This is a genomic window from Pandoraea oxalativorans (genome assembly GCF_000972785.3).
GTDB classification, from domain to species: domain Bacteria; phylum Pseudomonadota; class Gammaproteobacteria; order Burkholderiales; family Burkholderiaceae; genus Pandoraea; species Pandoraea oxalativorans.
Genome location: NZ_CP011253.3, coordinates 5,223,910 through 5,243,016, shown reverse-complemented (window position 1 = coordinate 5,243,016; position 19,107 = coordinate 5,223,910). Strand labels below are relative to the sequence as shown.

At 63.4% G+C, this 19,107-nt stretch carries 15 protein-coding genes; 9 read left to right on the top strand and 6 right to left on the bottom strand.

Translation table 11 applies throughout. The annotated features are described in order from the left end of the window. Positions 1-72 precede the first annotated feature (72 nt). Positions 73-1,272 carry an amino acid aminotransferase gene (locus MB84_RS23205; RefSeq protein WP_046290046.1) on the bottom strand — a complete coding sequence of 400 codons (1,200 nt, stop codon included), beginning with the start codon at positions 1,270-1,272 and terminating at the stop codon, positions 73-75. A 128-nt stretch (positions 1,273-1,400) separates the two neighbouring features. On the opposite strand from MB84_RS23205, the gene MB84_RS23200 reads away from it, so the two are divergent. The 4 genes from MB84_RS23200 (at position 1,401) to MB84_RS23185 (ending at position 8,001) form a co-directional block, all read left to right on the top strand. Continuing rightward, the gene (locus MB84_RS23200) at positions 1,401-2,333 is read left to right on the top strand and encodes a LysR family transcriptional regulator (protein ID WP_046290045.1); all 933 of its coding nucleotides are present in this window, start codon (positions 1,401-1,403) and stop codon (positions 2,331-2,333) included. 331 nt (positions 2,334-2,664) lie between these two features. Then, positions 2,665-6,789, top strand: a complete 4,125-nt coding sequence (locus MB84_RS23195; protein WP_046290044.1) for an autotransporter family protein — start codon at positions 2,665-2,667, stop codon at positions 6,787-6,789. Next, positions 6,753-6,989, top strand: a complete 237-nt coding sequence (locus MB84_RS23190) for a DUF302 domain-containing protein (protein WP_245725439.1) — start codon at positions 6,753-6,755, stop codon at positions 6,987-6,989. The genes MB84_RS23195 and MB84_RS23190 overlap by 37 nt, the downstream gene beginning before the upstream one ends. Before the next feature lie 256 nt (positions 6,990-7,245). Beyond that, positions 7,246-8,001, top strand: a complete 756-nt coding sequence (locus tag MB84_RS23185) for a dienelactone hydrolase family protein (RefSeq protein WP_046290043.1) — start codon at positions 7,246-7,248, stop codon at positions 7,999-8,001. 287 nt (positions 8,002-8,288) lie between these two features. Here the strand turns inward: MB84_RS23185 and MB84_RS23180 are convergent, their stop codons facing one another. Beyond that, entirely contained in the window at positions 8,289-8,597 is a 309-nt protein-coding gene (locus tag MB84_RS23180) for a DUF4148 domain-containing protein (RefSeq protein ID WP_084009946.1), read from the bottom strand. A 418-nt stretch (positions 8,598-9,015) separates the two neighbouring features. On the opposite strand from MB84_RS23180, the gene MB84_RS23175 reads away from it, so the two are divergent. Next, positions 9,016-9,414, top strand: a complete 399-nt coding sequence (locus MB84_RS23175) for a CopD family protein (protein ID WP_046290042.1) — start codon at positions 9,016-9,018, stop codon at positions 9,412-9,414. Positions 9,415-9,568: 154 nt separating this feature from the next. After that, positions 9,569-10,360, top strand: a complete 792-nt coding sequence (locus tag MB84_RS23170) for an AraC family transcriptional regulator (protein ID WP_046290041.1) — start codon at positions 9,569-9,571, stop codon at positions 10,358-10,360. Here MB84_RS23170 and MB84_RS23165 read toward each other — a convergent pair. The 4 genes from MB84_RS23165 to MB84_RS23150 form a co-directional block, all read right to left on the bottom strand. After that, entirely contained in the window at positions 10,308-11,030 is a 723-nt protein-coding gene (locus MB84_RS23165; RefSeq protein WP_046290040.1) for an HAD family hydrolase, read from the bottom strand. The genes MB84_RS23170 and MB84_RS23165 overlap by 53 nt on opposite strands. A 159-nt stretch (positions 11,031-11,189) precedes the next feature. Beyond that, the gene (locus MB84_RS23160) at positions 11,190-12,425 is read right to left on the bottom strand and encodes a hypothetical protein (RefSeq protein ID WP_046290039.1); all 1,236 of its coding nucleotides are present in this window, start codon (positions 12,423-12,425) and stop codon (positions 11,190-11,192) included. A gap of 193 nt (positions 12,426-12,618) precedes the next feature. Next, complete coding sequence (locus MB84_RS23155; protein ID WP_052652711.1) at positions 12,619-13,800, bottom strand: hypothetical protein; 1,182 nt, start codon at positions 13,798-13,800, stop codon at positions 12,619-12,621. Positions 13,801-13,990: 190 nt separating this feature from the next. After that, positions 13,991-15,385 carry an aminotransferase-like domain-containing protein gene (locus MB84_RS23150; protein ID WP_211279325.1) on the bottom strand — a complete coding sequence of 465 codons (1,395 nt, stop codon included), beginning with the start codon at positions 15,383-15,385 and terminating at the stop codon, positions 13,991-13,993. Positions 15,386-15,836: 451 nt separating this feature from the next. On the opposite strand from MB84_RS23150, the gene rpsL reads away from it, so the two are divergent. From rpsL to fusA, 3 genes are all read left to right on the top strand, one after another. After that, a complete protein-coding gene (gene rpsL / locus MB84_RS23145) occupies positions 15,837-16,211 on the top strand; it encodes a 30S ribosomal protein S12 (RefSeq protein ID WP_010804142.1) in 375 nt (124 codons plus the stop codon). Positions 16,212-16,337: 126 nt separating this feature from the next. Continuing rightward, on the top strand, positions 16,338-16,808 hold the full coding sequence (gene rpsG, locus MB84_RS23140) for a 30S ribosomal protein S7 (protein WP_023593821.1): 471 nt from the start codon (positions 16,338-16,340) through the stop codon (positions 16,806-16,808). Positions 16,809-16,925: 117 nt separating this feature from the next. After that, on the top strand, positions 16,926-19,028 hold the full coding sequence (fusA, locus tag MB84_RS23135; protein WP_046290035.1) for an elongation factor G: 2,103 nt from the start codon (positions 16,926-16,928) through the stop codon (positions 19,026-19,028). Positions 19,029-19,107 lie beyond the last annotated feature (79 nt).

Genomic DNA, 19,107 nt, shown 5'->3' with positions numbered 1-19,107 from the left:
CATTCGTTGTTTTATGTGTTGAGCATGCTTTTGAGCGTTTTGCGGCGAGCATGCGCGCCGTGCCATGTCCGGTCAGCGCTGCGTGAGCACCTGGGCAATGGCGTGCGCAACGGTGTCGACGTTGCGCGTGTTCAGGCCCGCGACGCACATGCGTCCCGAGCGCAGCACATAGACACCGTGCGTCTCGCGCAGCGCGTCCGCCTGCGCGGCCGACAGGCCCGTGTACGTGAACATGCCGCGCTGCGCGATGTAACGCGACAGCTTCTCGCCGCTCACGTGCGGCGCGAGACGCGCGTGAATCTGTTCGCGCATCGACGCAATGCGCGTGCGCATGCCGTCGAGTTCGGTCTGCCACGCGCTGCGCAGCGACGGCGTCGTCAGCACCTGCGCAACGAGTCGCGCACCGTGCGTCGGCGGATTGCTGTAGTTCGCACGCACGGTGCCCATCAGTTGACCGAACACGCGCGACGCTTCGTCCGCCGTGGCGCAGACCACCGACAGCGCGCCGCAGCGCTCGCCATACAGCGAGAAGTTCTTCGAGAAGGAGTTGGCGACGACCGTCGGCACGCCTGCGTCGGTGAGTGCGCGAACCGCGAAAGCGTCGGCGTCGAGCCCGTCGCCGAAGCCCTGATACGCCATGTCGACGAACGCGATCAGCCCACGCTCGCGCAACACCGGCACGAGCACTTCCCAATGCGATTGCGAGAGGTCGACGCCGGTCGGGTTGTGACAGCACGCATGCAGCAGCACGATGCTCTTGGGCGGCAGCGAGGACAGCTTGTCCATCATGGCGTCGAAGCGCAGTCCGCCGGTGGCGTCGTCGTAATAGGGGTACGACTGCACCGGGAATCCGGCGCTCTCGAACACCACGCGATGGTTGTCCCAGCTCGGATCGCTGATCCAGAGGGTGCTCTCGGGGAAGTAGCGCTTCAGGAAATCGGCCCCGACGCGCAATGCGCCGCCGCCGCCCAGCGTCTGCAAGGTGGCGATGCGCTGCTCGCGCCGTGCGGCGTTCTGCTCGCCGAAGACGAGAGCCTGTACGGCGTCTCGGTACGTCGGGGTGCCCGCCATCGGCAGATAGGGACGCGGACCGATGTCGGCGAGAACGGCGGACTCGGCGTCACGCACGGCCTGCATGACCGGCAGACGGCCGTCGTCGTCGAAGTAGATGCCGATGGACAGGTTGACCTTGTGCTGGCGGGGATCCTGACCGAAGGCTTCGTTCAGGCTGAGGATGGGGTCGCCAGGGTAGGCGTCGACATGGGAAAACATCAGGCTCGCTCCGTCTCGATCGTCGGTTCACGGGGGAATTTTGAAAATCGATTGTGGGCGACGCCCCTTTACGGAACAATCAATCGATTCTGGTCCATTCGTAAGCGAAACTTGATAATCGAAACGCCATGCCCCTGACCCGTGTCACGCTGCGCCAGTTCGAAGCACTGGTGGCCATTGCCGAATTGCATAGCTTTGCCGAGGCAGGTAATCGCCTGGGACTCACGTCGTCCGCCATCAGTCAGTTGGTCGCCGAGCTGGAGTCGGTGCTCGGCTTTCGCATCTTCGATCGCACCACGCGGCGCGTCGCGCTCTCCAGCGCCGGGCGCGACTTTCTGGCGTCTGCCGAATCGGTGCTGCGTTATGTGCAGGCGGCCGAGAAAACGGCCGACGACTTGCGCAACCGAGCGGCCGGTATCGTGCGTGTCGGTGCACCGCTGGTGCTGGCCAGCATGGCGTTGCCTGCGGCGATTCGCGAATACGCTGCCTCGCGGCCGAAGGTCGTGGTGCGTGTGGTCGACACACCCGTCGATGCGCTCATCGATCATGTCGCCAACGGCGATCTCGACATTGCCATCGGTCCGAATCGCGCGACAGGGGCGCATGTGGCCGGTACGCCCGCGTTCGATAGCCCGTGGGTGTTGTGGTGCGCGCCGCAGCATCCGCTCGCGCGCCGCAAGCGCGTGCGGTGGACCGACCTGCGCGACACGCCGCTCGTCGCCACCGGGCGCGATCACGAGCGCAGCGTCGCGCAGATGCGTCAGTCTGCCCCGCCCGACGCGCGTATCGCTTCCATCGATGTCGTCGATAACGTGACGACGGCACTCGGCGTCGCCTCGCAGGGCTTGGCTGCGACGCTGACTCCCGGCTATGTGGCGGCGCTCGCCCATCCGTTCGGATTGCTGATGCGTCGTGTCGTCTCGCCCGAGACGATTCGCCAGGTGTGTGTCTACCGGCCAGTGTCGCGCGCGCCTTCGCCAGCGGCGGAAGGGTTCGCGCAGTTTCTACTTGAGTGGCTGCCGCAGTGGAACGCACGGATCATGGAGACCGCGAAGACGTGATTCACGACGTGGGCATGACGATGTCGCGCCCATCACATGCGCGAGAAAGCAACATTTCGGTAATTAAAATTACGATAAGAAAACCGGATTCGATGATTTAAATAGTTAGTTCTCAATGCGCATTGAAATTTAGGCGTATCGGCATGCGCGCGTGCTGTAGTTTTCGAAGCGATTGGTTTAGTGTTTACGTCAGCATCCACCGGATTGCCTGACGTAAAACGCTTCGTATTGCTACTGATGTGTCTGCTTGACTCCATTCCCGGGAGGTAGAGTGACTCACGCCGAGCACGAACGCTTGCCCCGCCGCCGTCCCGTTGCGACGGCGGCGTCTTTGCTTTTTCTGATCGCCGGTGCCGCGCACGCACAGGTCTATCCGCTACCCACAATCGTCTCCGGCACCACGCTCACGTACGAACAGTTTTACGACGGCAATGTCGTGCCGGTCGGGGAGATTCAGGGGAGCGTGACGATTCACCCCGTCCCGCCTTATCCGACCCATCTCGGCGGCGCCGGGATTTCGGTGTTTCGCGGCGCAAGTGTCACGATCAATCCGAATCTCGGTATCCCCGGGGTCGTGTCGGTGACGTCGGACTACCGCTTAGGTGCGCCGAACGACGCGCTTTACATCGCGAACGGCACCGTCAATATCGTCGCGAGTCAGGCGGGCGTGTTGCTGACCGGCGTCGGCGAACAGGTGCACGGCGTCTACATGCCCGAATCGTCGCAAGGCAACTCGGTGCTGACCGGTGCCAACGTGACCATTGTGACCACCGGCCTGAAAGCCGACGGCATGCGTCCCTATGGCGCATCGTCGACCATCGATCTGAGCGACACGTCGATCACCGTGAACGGTCAGGACAGCTGGGGCGTGCGTTCCTGGGGCGGCAGCAACATCACGCTCACCAACTCGACCGTGACGTCGAAGGGGGCCGTCGGCACGGGGGCTGGTGCTGGCGCGGGCGGTGTGCAGGTGTACAACGGCTCCATCGCCACGATCAACGGCAACTCGACCATCACGACAGCGGTGGCCGGTAATCTCGGACTGAACGCGGAGTCCGGCGGCACGCTCAACACGAACACCGACCCCAACACACCCGGCACCGTGACCGTCAGCACGACCGGCGCGGGCAGTCACGCGGTGCGTATCGGTACGGCGAACGGCAACCTCAATCGGTTGAGTCTCTCGACCACGCAGAACGCGACCTACGGCTTGCTCGTGAACGGCACGTCGACCGTCACCGGATCGCAGGTCGCGGTGAACACGCAAGGCACCTCCGCCTACGGCATGTGGATTTCCGGCAGCACTACGGCCACGCTGAACGGCGGGTCGATCACCACGCAGGGACAGACGGCCTACGGTTTGCTTTCCGGCAGCGGCGCGGCGACGGTGAATCTCTCCGACTTCGCCATTGCCACGCACGGCACGCAGGCCTACGGCATTTATGGGTGGACGGGCAGCACGACCAACTTCGCCGGTGGCACCATCACGACCGATAAGGCGAGTACCTATGGTATCTACGCCAACGCGGGGACCGTCAACCTGCTGCGCAGCAGCGCGAGCGGCGCGGGGACGTCGATCACCACGACGGGGACCAACGCGTACGCCGTGCGCATCCAGAACGGCGGCATGGTCAATGCGACCGGCGCGACGATACGCGCCACAGGCGCTGGCACGGCGGCCATCGTGTTCGACGCGCCGCCAACGCTTAGCGGTCTTCTGACGTCGGCCCCGACGCCGGGCCTGCCGCCCTTGCCCGCGACGACGCCGTTGCTTGCGTCGTCCGACCCGGCCCCGTCGTTCGCCATCGACACGCCGATCCCCGCTGCGCCGACGGATCTCGGCAGCGATCTGCCGTCGCCCGCGCTGAGCGCCGTGTCGCGCGCAGGCATCGCGGCCCCGCTGCGCGCGGGCGGCTACAACATGACCTTGCAGGACACGACCGTGACGTCGGACAGCGGTGTCGCGTTGTGGATCTACGGCGGCATCGCCAACGTCAACCTGGTGAACTCGACGCTGAGCGGCGGCGGCGGGGCGATCAATGCCTCGGCCCGGTCGGGGCTTGGTGCGACGCTCAATCTCGACGCCAGCAACTCGACCATCACGGGGCGTATTTACACGGACAGCAGCAGCACGTCGGTCGTCAACCTGAGTAACAACAGCGCCTGGCATGTGACGGGTTCGTCCAACGTCACCGAGTTGAACAATACCAACAGCCTGGTCGATTTTCCGGTGACGGCGTTGCTCACCTCCGCACCCACCAGCCAGGGGTCGTATCGCAATGTGACGGTCGGCAACGGTTACACCGGCGGCAGCGGCACGGTCGCGCTCAACACGTATCTGAACGCAGGCGGCGCGCTGTCGAATCAGTACACCGACCGTCTGCTGATTCAGGGCAGCGCGAGCGGCACGACGACGCTGCGCGTCAACCCGACGACGGGCAGCCCGGGCGCGCTGACGTCGCTCACCGGGGTGATCAACAACAACGAAGGGATTTCGCTGGTGCAGGTGGCAGGCGCCTCGACATTCAACGCGTTCAGACTGGCGGGCGGTTATGTGGTGGCACCGAATTCGCCGTACGAATACCGGCTCTATGCCTACGGTCCAGGATCGGCCCATGGGACGGCCGACCCGACGCAGAACCTCGTCGGCACTGGCGCGGGCTATTGGGACTACCGGTTGCAGAGCGCCTTTGTGTCGCCCGGAGGGGAGGTGGATCCGGAGGAGCCGGGCAACCCCGGGGGCGGCGTCGATGAGCCGATCCCACCGGATGCGCGGCGTGAGGTGGCGCCGCAGGTGGCGTCTTATCTGAGCGCACCGGCCGCCTTCCTGCAAGCGGGGATGACGGACATCGATTCGTTGCACCGGCGTCTGGGCGAAGTGCGCGACGACCGGATTCTCGGCCGCGACCGTGGACCGGGCGAGATGTTCATGCGCGGCTACGGCGGCAGCTTCAAGTACCGCTCCAACCAGAGCTTTCAGGCGTTCGGCTACGACATGAACGCCGACTACGGCGCGATTCAGATCGGTGGCAATCTGTTCAAGCACTTCACCGATAACGGCACGTGGCGCTTCGGTGCAGCGGGTTCGATGGGATGGCTGCATTACGAGCCGACTGCCATTGACGGGCCGAGCACCACGCGCGCCAGCGTCTATCGTCTGTATGGCTATGGGACGTATCAGAGCCAGCAGGGCTGGTACGTGGACGGCATCGCGTCGGTCGGGTGGTTCAACGGGCGCACGACGACCGAGGCGCGCGGCGATGTCGCGCCGATGCGGGGCAACAGCTACGCGGCGTCCATCGAAGCCGGTTATCCGCTGGCGCTCGCGTATGGCATGAACCTGGAGCCGCAGTTGCAGTTCGTCGGCCAGCACCTCGGCTTCGACAATGTGACCGATGCCGACGGACTGGCCGTGAACATCGGCTCACAGAACCAGTTCACCGGACGCCTCGGCGTGCGGCTCACGCGTCCTTTCGATGTCAGCACCGGGCGCATCACGCCGTACTTCGGGTTCGACGTCATCCACGCGTTCGTCGGCGGCACCAATGTTCAGGTCAGCGACGCGATGTTCCAGACCGGCAAGTACGGCGATTCGATGATGTTCTCGCTGGGAGTGAACAGCGTGCAGGGCGCGAGCTTCTCGCTGTATGGCCGTGTGTCGTATCAGAAGAGCTTCGGCACGGGGGGGCATGCGCGGCGTGCTGGTAAACGTCGGCGCGAAATACACGTTCTGATGCGCGGGCGGCGCACCCGTCGACGCGGTGTCGCCGGGTGCGGTGCGTGTCGAAACTTAGCGACGCTTGGTCTCGGGCGTGGGGAGGGCCGCGAGGTCTTCGCTCAGTTGCGCGCGCAACGTGGCGATGGCCGCCGTGGTGTCGGTCGGTTTCAGTTCCTCACGCGCGATGGCCTCGCGCAAGTGGTGACGCAGCATCGGGTCGCGCGTTTGCGTCAGTGTCTCGCGATAGAACGGCAGGACATTCTCAGGATGACCGCCGATGCGATAGAGATGCGCGATTTCCTCGATGGTACGAACTGCAGCAAAGCCCGGGCCGCCGTGCCCGGCCGGGCCCATAGGCCCGCGCTGATCGGGGCCACCGAAGTGCGGGCCCATGCCCGGCGGCGGAGGCGGCATCTCGCCCAGTGTGGCGGCGGCAGCGGGCAGGCTGACGCCGGTGGCCGTCAGCGCGAGCATCAGCGCAAGGCTGCTCACGGTTTGGCGCATCGAAATCTTGGTCATATGGACTCCGTATCAAATACGTTCACTGAATTGTCGAACGACGGGGCCAAGCGTAACGCGCCTCGAATGGCCGACAGCGGGGCGGTAACGACATGTAAGGCGGGGCACGGTGCGAGGGCCGATGAGATCGGCTGGCGAAGGCGGCGGCCTCGGCGGGCACGTCGCTACGTCCGACCCGGTTGGTGCTGTTCGGTAATCCGAAGGGCGGTACGCCCGTGATGGCCGCAAACCCCCATGCAGGACTGGAACTGCCATTGAAAGTGATGGTGTGGGCTGCGAGCGCCGACGACGTGCGTGTGGATTTCCTGAATCCCGGACCGTCGCTGAGCGCGTTGTACGGCATCGACTCCGCGCAGGTGGCGGCGTTCGGCGGTGTGGTGAAACTGCTGGAAGCGGCGCTCGCGAAAGCGCCGGACTGAGTCCCGGACGGCGCGCTGGACGCAACGCGGGCGGGTTCGGACGTCGAAACGATGGACGGCGCTTTACGGCGACAAGGCGCGATTTATGCGTCAGGCGGTCGCAGGGCGCGTTGTGTGACGTGGCGTCGAGCCTTATCCGGCGGGCTTTCCGACGCGCTGTGAATCGTCTCAAAAGTCCCTATACTGATCCGGCCTAACTGTGTCTGGCCAACTCGAACGTATCGAGTGGCCGCGCCCGATCCCAGGGCGTTGTTCGATGTCAGGGCGCAGGCATTTCCCCCTTTTTGATGGAGCAACTTCCGTGTCGAACAGTCAATGGATTCGTGTTGAAACCGTGGATGGCGCCTTCGATGCCTATCTGGCATTGCCGCCGAATGGTAAGACGGCCAGCGCCCAGGGCGTCGTGCTGGTGCAGGAAATCTTCGGCGTGAACGAGCATATTCGCGGCGTGGCCGATCAGTACGCGATGGACGGTTATGTCGTGCTCGCGCCGGACATCTTCTGGCGCTCGGCGCCGCGCATCGAACTCGGCTACTCGGGCGACGACTGGGGCCGCGCGATGGAACTGCGCAAGGCGGTCGACGTCGAGAAGGCCGTGAAGGATATCGAAGCGACGGTGAAGGCGCTGCGGGGCAAGCTGGACGCGGGTGCCAAGGTCGCCGCCATCGGCTATTGCTTCGGCGGTCTGCTGTCATACCTGAGCGCGGCGCGTGGTTTGGTCGACGCCGCCGTGCCGTACTACGGCGGCGGCATTCACAACTATCTGAGCGAAGCGGCCCACCTCAACGTGCCGACGCAGTTCCACTATGGCGCGCTCGACAGTCACATCACGCCTGACATCGTCGCGCAGGTGAGCGAGGCCGTGAAGTCGCGCCCGAGCACCGAAGTGTTTGTGTACCCGAACGCGGATCACGGCTTCAACTGCTGGTCGCGCGAGTCGTACCATCAGCCCTCGGCCGCGCTGGCCCACGGCCGTGCGCTCGAATTCCTGGCGAAGTCGTTCGCGAAGTAAGGCATTGTTTTCCTCGGTGGCCATGCGTGGCCATCGAGTCGGTAAACGCGAAGAAGCCCGCTGATGCGGGCTTCTTCGTTTTCGTGCGTCCCGGCTAAAAAAGCCCGTCGCCGAAGCGACGGGCAAAGTCCTGTGCGTCGAACCGCTACGCACAGCGACAGGAGTCTTAGGTCGGGAAAGACCGGAGATCACACTGAGCACCGGCAACCGGTGCGTCGTTATGCGCAGAACGCGCGCCGCGCCGCGGCCTCTCGTCGGGCAAGAGGTCCGCGGCGCGGCGAGTTACATTACGAACCGAAGTAGGTCGTGCCTGCACGTTGCTGGCCGCCCACCGAACCCATCGTGATCGGGGCGCTGGCCGTTGCCGGTTGTGCGCTCGGGGCTGCCTTCGGGTAGACGGCGTCGTGTTGCACCACGAGACCGGCCTGTTGCGCCTGAACGAGTTCTTCACGAACCTGTGCGCGGCTCAGGGCGCTGGTTTGCGGAACCCACGAGAATTCCGAGGGGCCGTCGAATGCGTCGCTGGCGAAAGCCGAACCGGCCGAAACAGCCAGCATTGCGGAAACGAGGGCCGAGGTAATAAGGGTGCGCTTCATGATATTTCTCCTGTCTTGTGGAGTCTGTTCCTGTCCCATTCGGGCTCGCGTTGCCTGGCCAAAGGGGCGGTCGCGAGGAATGGTCCGAAGCGAATATCGGGAATATTCGCGAGGGCCATGACGTGGCGAGCGCCCCTTTGGGTGGGCAACCCGTAGGGAACGTGCCCTGCCGGCCGTCTGGCGGCGTTGCACGCAGCTTATTTGGGCGACCAAACGGCGCCGCGTGCGCCTTGCCAGCCAGCCGGCAGAACACGTTCGCGAGCCCGAATGGGACAGGAACAGACTCCGATGAGGCGATGTTCAATTCATCGTCGACAGTTGAAGTGTATTAATGCGGTCCATCGCGATAAAGACGACTTATTACAAGCAACTGTTGCTTAGATGGAAATAATCGTCCGAACCCTTTTGGAGACATCCGATGCTCTATCTCTGGATCAAGGCGGTGCATCTGATCGCGGTCATCACTTTCGTTGCGGGGCTTGTGACGATGGCGCTGGGCGGGCGTCTCGCGCAACCGGAGTGGCGTCGTGTGGCGCGACGGGCAGACTATGCACTGGCGTCGCCCGCATTGATCGTGGTGTGGATCACAGGACCGACGCTCGCCATCATGGCTAACGGGTGGCACGCACCTTGGCTCATGGCCAAGCTTGTGTTCGTGGTTGTGATGTCCGCGTTGCACGGGCGGTTATCGGCCACGTTGCGGCGTCTGGAGCGCAACGGAAGTACGCAGCCGCCCGCCGTGTTCGGACGCGCGCTGCCCGTTACCCTCGTTTCGATGACCATCGTCGTCGTGCTCGTGATCGTCAAACCGTTCTGAGCGGTGCACGGATTGCAATGACGCGGTAAGGAATTCGGGCCGCGTTCGGCTTGGTTGGGGCCTGGTAGGGCTTGGTAGGGGCGAGGGGGCGGTGTTACGCTGACGACGTCGCCAAATACGTCCCAAATTTCGCCTTTTTTGAGGCTTGGTCCCAATGCCGATCACCAGTGCGATACCCCTGGAGTTTCAGGCTCACGACCGCCCCGTCGGCGCGTTGGCGAAAGACTACCCCGATGGTCATGTGGTGCGTCCTCACAGTCATCGACGCGCGCAATTGATGTATGCGAGCGCCGGTATTCTGGAAGTCCGCACCGATACATCGTTCTGGGTGATTCCGCCGCAGCGCGCGTTGTGGATTCCGGCCAACGTCACGCATGAAGTGCGCATGCGCGGCAAGGTGGAGATGCGCACGATTTATGTCGACGTCGAACGACTCGGCATGGCAGCCTCCGATGTGCCGGTCGTCATCCGAGTCTCGGCGCTGCTGCGCGAGTTGATTCTGCGCGCGATGACGTTACCGCCCGACTGGTCGCTGCAGGGTAAGGATGCGCTCGTGATTGCGCTGCTGCTCGAAGAGGTCGAGTGGAAAAGCGATTCGCCGCTCCACCTGCAAGTGCCACGCGACGCGCGTCTGCGCAAGATCTTCGACACGTATCTGACATCGCCCGCAGACCCCCGCAGTCTCCAGGACTGGGCCGTGGAGGTGGGGGCGTCGAGCCGTACGCTGGAGCGTCGCTTCATGACGGAATTCGGTTTGCCGTTCCGGGAGTGGCGTCAGCAGATGCGGCTGCTGGGGGCTTTGCCGTTGCTGGGGGCCGGGCGGCCCATCACGCAAGTGGCGCTCGAAGTCGGTTACGACACGCCGAGCGCCTTTTCCACCATGTTCCGCCGCTTTATGGGCGTGACGCCAAGCGAATACCTGACGCGCGCCCGCGGCCCGGAGTGAGCCAGTGCATCGCGTCCCACATGTCGTCATAGACCGGGACACCTTCGTCGAGCAGCGGCGAACGCTGACGTTTCGAGCCGATGCCGACGAAATCGATGCCGAGCTTGCGCGCGACCTTCAGATCCCACATCCCGTCGCCGATCGAGACCACCGCCCGCGGGCGCGTAATTCCGTAACCCGCCTGCGCCCGTTTGATCGCCTCGGCCACCAACTGGTCGCGCGAGCTGTATTCGGACGCGGTGATGAGCATCGCGTCCGTGTAATCGATGGCCACGGAGCGCAGTTTGCGGTGACTGACCTGCCGGATGCCGCCCGTGGCGAACACCACCCCCCAGCGCGAGCGGTGCGCGGCCTCGACGAAGGCGCGCGCACCGGGGATCTCGGCCAGCCCGTGCGCATTGAGCAGGGCGGTAAAGCGCTCGTCGATCTCGTGCTCGAAGCGGGCCAGATCGTGCGGCTGCGGCAAGGCGCGACCGTTCTCGGCGTGGGCGTGAATCAGGATCCCGGTGTCGGTGTGATGCGGATAGCTTCCCCAGTCGGTGTTCAATTCATCGAACGCTAGCGATTCCATCGCGCCGAGCAAGGCGCGTTGATGAATGCGCACCGAGTCGGTCAGCGTACCGTCGACATCGAGGACCAAAATGCTGTCTTTCTCGAAACTTGCCTGCATGGCGGGTAGTGGACTCGTGTCAGGGCGGCGTGGGGGGAGCCACCGCCGAAATGAGGGAGTGTACGAATTCGCCAGAGTAAGTAAAACGTGCCGAGTGACAGCGGCTACGCCTGATGCGACAGATCGAGCTACGGGAAATGATAGCTTGACGTCGCCCCGTCATTTTCCGAAGCGAGGGCGGCCAAGCTGGCGGTACTTCCGATCCAGCCGTTCGAGCTCCGCGACCGCTTTGGCCATTTCATCGAGTGACACGCTATTGCTGCGTGACGTACGGCGTCTAAGTTGCTGCGGGGGAGGTTCGATGGCTTCCGTCGTTTCTGCCGCTTCCGTGGGTGTCAGGGACGTCGCGAGTGCCGGTTCGGGAGAGCAGAGCGGTTGTCTGATGTCGGCGTGCGATATCGGCGCGAGCGACTCGCGGGTCGCGCCGTAGGCGAAGTCGTGATAGCGCCGATGCCCGTCATGCAGATGCTTCGCGAGGGTCCGGATGAGATTGGGGCGTCGTAGCTCGGCGTGAAGCGGTAACGGCGTCGCATCGAAGTTCTCGGGAATGTCGCCGAACAACTGCTGCTGGTGTCGGGCGGCGTGGGTTTTGATGTCCTTATCGACCCATTCGACCGTATCCGGCGTGGCCAGCGAGACGAACAGGAGCAACTGCCGGTCACGGGCAGGAATGCGGATATAGGCGCCTAGCGTTGCGCGTTGGATCTCAGGCGCCCCCAGGGGAAGACGCAGATCGGCTTGTTGAAACGGTATATCGATGCCATGCCGCCGGGCTTCCGGCACGCTCGTGACCAACCGCGTTACCGACAACTGCGGGATCTCGATATAGGCCCCGGTGTTCTTCAGCAGGCGTCCCATGCCGGGCAACAACTGGTTCAGCCGCTTGGTCAGTCGCTGTTCGATGGAGCGAACGGAATATTGGCCTCGCGACTCCGCGGCACGGGCGTTGGCGAACTCCCGCTCCAGGGTTGCGCTGTTACGCCGCTCACGCGACAGCGCTTTGCGCATCTCCGGCCCCAGCGACGCCTCGCAGCCCGCGAGCAGCAGACGGCTTGCGTCGATGTCGATGTGGGCGTCGGGGGGCAAGTCGAGAAGGCAGTTCTGTGCATCGTCGCGCGCACCGACAACGCACACTGGCCGCACGTCGGCCAGCCGCTGCGCGAAGACGTGGGCCCGTGTGACCGGCGGGTGCGACCAATTGGAGGACGCAGCGTTTTGCACGGTGGGCCAGTCCCGGACGACCGGCGCAATCATGGTGGACGAGATCGGTGCGGAGGCGGCGCGTGTCAGGTCGGTTGCGACGCGCAGCGTATGGGCGTGTACGTGCATTGCGGGGAGCGCCTTGGCTGCACTCGCGGCCGACGTCAGCCATTCGGACATTGAGTTGAGAATCATCGTCACTCCGGTTGAGGTCACGGGGGATTTCCGTGAACCGGAGTATTCCTGCTGAGGCAAATCGGATTGTCGGGTTGAGGCCCCGATATTTGCAGATGGGGATCGGCGCTTTCGCCGCCTATGCACGACGTCAGCCTCGACGCTCCGGTCGCGCCCCTCACCGGGTGGCAGGGAGCGCGACCGCCGGAGACCGTCAGGCGTTTTGTTCCTTGTCCATCCACCGATGCAGGCGCTCGAAGACCTGTGCCCGTTGCCGGGGATTGAGGCCGTCGAACGTGCCCGCGTCGCACAGCGCCTGACGGGCGTTGCGGTGACTGTCCCGGGCGACCCGCTCGCGCGGCCCGGCCGCGGCGAATCGGTAGTAGCGCTTCACGCCGTTGTGCAGATATCTGGCGAGCGTCTGTTCGATGGTGCCCTTGCGGGGAATGCTGCGGAAGGTCGTGGCCTCCGGGGATTCCGACAGGTAGTTGGGACGGCGACCGAACGTCTGCCCGGAGTGACGAAAGAAGTGTTCGTGCAGCGCCCGGAATTCGACCTGGGAATCGGGATACGGCCCCGACTCCGCAAGCCATTCCTCGTAGCCGTTGTTGGCGGGCGGCCCTGATGGCCGGATGTCGTCGATGAGGTAAAAGCCCGCAAGCGAAACGATGAACGGTTGCACGGGGTGGTCCTTCGGTGGCACGACATACGCACCCAGCATGGCGTCGCGAAGGAAGCTGCGTCCGTCCATGACGAGCGAGGTGGCGTCGGGAGCGTTCGGTTTCACGCCATTGCGGCGGGCCTCATCGACGCCGGAGTAGAAGCGACGAAAACTGTGACGCGGTACCACGATCGATGTCTCGCTATGACGGAACGCCTGCTGGACGTCGTCCGGCATGGCATGAAGCGCGGTCCTGATCCGGGCCTCCAGCGACGCTATCGAATACTTGCCTCGTAGGTCGCGGCTGTATTGCTTTCGATACGCTCGTGCGAGTTGCCAGGCTTCGCGCTGCGTACTGGCCAGTTCGCACGCGATCGCCGGTGGCAGCGATCGGCTGCATCCGGACTCGACCAAGCGGCTGACCGGCACCATGCTCGGCTCACCGGGCGGCAGGTCGAGCAAGCAGTTCTTTCGGTCGTCGTGATGGCCGACGACGCACACGTCGACCAAATCGGCCAATCGGGTTTTCAGGAAATGGTGATAGGACTGCGGTTCGAGACCGATGGGCGGTAAAACGGGTTTGGGGACTTCGCGCGTGACATGGGGACATGGCGAATCCGACGTGATGTTGCGGGCGCGCTCAAAGGTCTGGCCGGGGCGATCCCTGAAGTTCGCGAACCATGGGGTGGCGCTCGCCGCCGCCAACACCTGCGTCGCAATATGGCTGATGTTCATGCGCTTGCTCCGGTAGATGGCGCGCGCAACACGGCACGCCCGACCGGACTTTGCGTGAGCCCGCCGGCAGGGGCTTCTGCCGTGCGCGCGGGGCCTGTCGGTATCGGGACGAAAGCGGGACGGAGGCGGGACGAAAGCGGGACGGAAGCGGGCCCCGATGCCTCCCGTACCCCGCTGCCGGCGGCAAGTCTCAGACGATCGCGGCGCGTAAGCTCGGCGGCGCTTCGCGCAGCAGCGACCGCAGACGCTTGAGCGCACTGGACAGGCGCTCCGGATCACGCACGCCGCCCAGTGAAATGCGGATCGCGTTGGGCGCGTCCGACGACAGGCAGAAGGCGTCTGCGGGCGTGACGGCGAGTCCCTCGGCGCGCGCGGCCAGGGTCAGTTCGCGGGCCGTCCACGGGGCGGGCAACGCGTGCCAGAGATGGATACCCTGAATCGGTGGGTCGCTAGCGTCACCCAAAATGTCGGCAGCGATGGCCTGACGCTGCGCAGCGGCTTCCTTTACACCCTCCATGAGGCGGTCGGCAGTGCCGTCATGGATCCACTGCGTGGCCAATCCCGCCATCAAGGGCGGTGCCATCAACGCGAACGAATGCAACGTACTGAGGAAGACATCGCGCTTGCGGTCGTCCGCCAGACGGACATATGCGGTGCGCAGGCCCGGCGTCAGACATTTTGACAGCGTGGATACATAGTGCACACGATGCGGCGAGAGGCGGGCGAGCGGCGGCGGGGCATCCGGCAGGAGACGCCAGTAGGGATCGTCTTCGATGAGCATCAGGTCGAGCTTGTCCGCCACGGCGAGCAGTTCCCGGCGGCGGCGCTCGGGCATCGTGCGCGTGGTCGGGTTCTGGAGTGTGGGGTTCAGATAGACGAGGCGTGCGTGATGCTCGCGGGCGGCAGCGGCCAGCGCGTCGGGCAGCATGCCGTCGGCATCGGCGGCCACACCCTCCAGACGACGGCCGAGCGAGCGCGCCGCACTGCGCACCCCCGGGTAGACGATCGGCTCACACAACACCGTTTCGTCCCGCTGGGTCTCGGTGAGCAGCAATGCCGCCAGCGTGGCTTGTGCGCCGGGGCAGACGAGCACGTCCGCCGGGTCGAGGGCGCCGAGCATCGGCGCAAGCCAGAGTGTGCCGGCCTGACGGTCGGCAACGCCCCCGTCCCCCAATTGATACGCCATGAGCATCGAGGCATCGGTATGCCGCAGGACTTCGTCGATTCCCTTCTGCAGCAACTCGCCAAGGAACTGCCCGGACGGCGCGGGCGGAATGTTCATGCCCAGGTCCAGCACCTGATCGAGCGCCACGCGCGGCTTGCTGACGAAGGTGCCTAGCGGGCCGCGTCCTTCGATGGCGCTCCGGTCGCGCGCCCGGTTGTACGCGCGTGTAACCGTGGTGAAGTCGATGCCCAGCCACGACGCCAGTTCGCGCTGCGCCGGCAGGCGGTCGCCGGGGCGCAGGCGACCGTCCGCGACCGACTGCTCGATGAAGCTCGCCAGCCTCAGATAGCGGGGGCCTTTGCCCGCAGTGAGCGCAGGTTTCCAGAAGGTGGCGCGAAGCGTGTCGTGGGAAGTGTCCATAACCATGTCGGTGTTATGTATGGAAATTCGTACGTAAATCAGCTGTGTATGCAGTGTAGTTTGCATACATGTGCGTCGCAAGTCTTGAATTTGGGAGGGAGGGACGCACCTTGAGCCGGGTGCCTGCGGCAGTGTGCGATCCGTGGTGACGACGACCATGACCGACCATGACCGACCATGACCGACCATGACCGACCATGACCGACCATGACCGTTAACAATCAACGACTTACGGCGAGAATTTGCGCGAGAGCGCGTTGACACTTGCCAAAGGCGGGGGTATAGTCGCAGGCTCCGGTTTTTCCGGCGGCATGCCCGTGTCCAATGCAAAGTGCTTATGCATCAAGCGTTTAGATGCGGACTATCCGCAAGAGCAGCCGGGGAGTACGCAGTAAAGTCGCATGACGGCCCGCCTTGGCTTTCATGCTTTTGACACGTTTAGGAAATCACAATGCCAACGATTAACCAATTGGTCCGCAAGCCGCGCACCTCTGCTCAAATCAAGAGCAAGAGCCCGGCCCTGCAGGACTGCCCGCAGCGTCGCGGCGTGTGCACCCGTGTGTACACCACGACGCCGAAGAAGCCGAACTCCGCACTTCGTAAGGTTGCCAAGGTGCGCCTGACGAACGGTTTCGAAGTCATTTCGTACATCGGCGGTGAAGGCCACAACCTGCAGGAACACTCGGTCGTGCTGATTCGCGGCGGTCGTGTGAAGGACTTGCCGGGTGTGCGTTACCACATGGTGCGCGGTAGCCTCGACACGCAAGGCGTCAAGGACCGTAAGCAAGCCCGTTCGAAGTACGGCGCGAAGCGTCCGAAGGCCTAAGCGGCTTAGCGGATATACGTTCGGTGATGGTGGTACATCGTCACTGAGTAAGTGGTCACTCGGCCCGAAAGTGGCTAGTAGGTGGCCTGGAGCCCAGCTCCAACTGAATCAATTAAGGAAGAAATCATGCCGCGTCGTCGCGAAGTCCCCAAGCGCGAAGTGTTGCCCGATCCGAAGTTCGGCAACGTTGAAGTCGCTAAATTCATGAACGTGCTCATGCTTGCCGGCAAGAAGTCGGTGGCAGAGCGCATCGTTTATGGTGCTTTCGAGCAGATCCAAACCAAGGCGGGCAAGGATCCGCTGGAAGTCTTCAACACGGCTCTCGGTAACGTGAAGCCGGTGGTTGAAGTCAAGAGCCGCCGTGTTGGCGGTGCAAACTATCAAGTTCCGGTCGAAGTGCGTCCGTCGCGTCGTATGGCATTGGCGATGCGTTGGTTGCGTGAGGCCGCGAAAAAGCGTAGCGAAAAGTCGATGGCTCTGCGCCTGGCTGGTGAGCTGATCGAAGCCTCGGAAGGTCGTGGCGGCGCCATGAAGAAGCGTGACGAAGTTCACCGCATGGCTGAAGCCAACAAGGCCTTCTCGCACTTCCGCTTCTGACGCTGGCAAGCAGTACCTAGAGCAGAAACCGGGGCGGGTGCGCATGAGAAATTGCGCCTCGCCCGTTTGTGTTAGTAGCCCCCTCAAAAATGGCGGCTACATTGAAAGAGGCTTAAAGTGGCTCGTACAACCCCTATCGAGCGCTACCGCAACATCGGTATTAGCGCTCACATCGACGCAGGTAAAACCACGACGACCGAGCGCATTTTGTTCTACACCGGTGTGAACCACAAAATCGGTGAAGTGCACGATGGCGCGGCGACGATGGACTGGATGGAGCAGGAACAAGAGCGCGGCATCACGATTACGTCGGCTGCCACGACCTGCTTCTGGTCCGGCATGGCCAGCAACTATCAAAAGCACCGCATCAACATCATCGACACCCCGGGGCACGTCGACTTCACGATTGAAGTCGAGCGCTCGATGCGTGTTCTCGATGGCGCGTGCATGGTGTATTGCGCTGTGGGTGGCGTGCAGCCCCAGTCGGAAACCGTGTGGCGTCAGGCCAACAAGTACGGCGTGCCGCGTCTGGCGTTCGTCAACAAGATGGACCGTACCGGCGCGAACTTCTTCAAGGTCTACGACCAGTTGAAGAACCGCCTGAAGGCCAACCCGGTGCCGGTGGTGGTGCCGATCGGCGCTGAAGAAAGCTTCAAGGGCGTGGTCGACCTCATCAAGATGAAGGCGATCATTTGGGACGAAGCTTCGCAAGGCATGAAGTTCGACTACGTCGACATTCCCGCCGAGCTGCAAGCTGAAGCCCAGAAGTGGCGCGAAGGCATGGTCGAGGCCGCTGCCGAGTCGAGCGAAGAGATGATGAACAAGTACCTGGAAGAGGGCGACCTCTCCGAGGCAGACATCATCAAGGGCATTCGTGTGCGTACCATCGCTTGCGAAATCCAGCCGATGCTGTGCGGTACCGCGTTCAAGAACAAGGGTGTGCAGCGTATGCTGGACGCCGTGGTCGACTTCCTGCCGTCGCCGGTGGACATTCCGCCGGTCACGGGTACGAATGACAAGGAACAGCCGGTCGAGCGCCGTGCTTCGGACGACGAGAAGTTCTCGTCGCTGGCGTTCAAGATCATGACGGACCCGTTCGTTGGTCAGTTGGCGTTCTTCCGCGTCTATTCGGGCGTTGTGAACAAGGGCGACACGGTGCTGAACTCGGTCAAGGAAAAGAAGGAACGCCTGGGCCGTATTCTGCAGATGCACGCGAACCAGCGTGAAGAAATCGACGAAGTGCGTGCGGGTGACATCGCCGCTGCTGTCGGTCTGAAGGATGTGACGACCGGTGACACGCTGTGCGATCCGTCGGCACCGATCGTGCTCGAGCGCATGGTGTTCCCGGAGCCGGTGATTTCGCAGGCTGTCGAGCCGAAGACCAAGGTCGACCAGGAAAAGATGGGCATCGCCCTGAACCGCCTGGCGCAGGAAGACCCGTCGTTCCGCGTGCAGACCGATGAAGAATCGGGTCAGACCATCATTTCGGGTATGGGCGAGCTCCACCTCGAAATTCTGGTCGATCGTATGAAGCGCGAATTCGGCGTGGAAGCCAACATCGGCGCTCCGCAGGTTGCTTACCGCGAAACCATTCGCGCGACGGCAGCCGACGTGGAAGGTAAGTTCGTCAAGCAGTCGGGCGGTCGCGGCCAGTTCGGTCACGCTGTCATTACGCTTGAGCCGAGCGAGCAAGGCGCTGGTTACAAGTTCTTCGACGAGATCAAGGGTGGTGTGATTCCGCGTGAATACATCCCGGCCGTTGATAAGGGTATTCAAGACACCCTGAAGAGCGGTGTTCTCGCCGGCTTCCCGGTCGTTGACGTGACGGTTCACCTGACGTTCGGTTCGTACCACGATGTGGACTCGAACGAAAACGCGTTCCGTATGGCTGGTTCGATGGCTTTCAAGGAAGCCATGCGCCGTGCCAAGCCGGTCATCCTCGAGCCGATGATGGCCGTGGAAGTGGAAACGCCGGAAGACTACATGGGTAACGTGATGGGCGACTTGTCGAGCCGTCGCGGCATTATCCAGGGCATGGACGACATGGTCGGCGGCGGCAAGATCGTGCGCGCTGAAGTTCCGCTGTCGGAAATGTTCGGCTATTCGACGTCGCTGCGTTCGGCCACGCAAGGCCGCGCCACGTACACGATGGAGTTCAAGCACTACGCTGAAGCTCCGAAGAACGTGAGCGAAGCCATCATCAGCAACAAGAGCAAGTAATTCATTTGTAGGGTGTCCGCATCATCCGGTGCGGCACCCGACACACTGTTTAATCGTCTATTCAGTATCTGAGGATTCG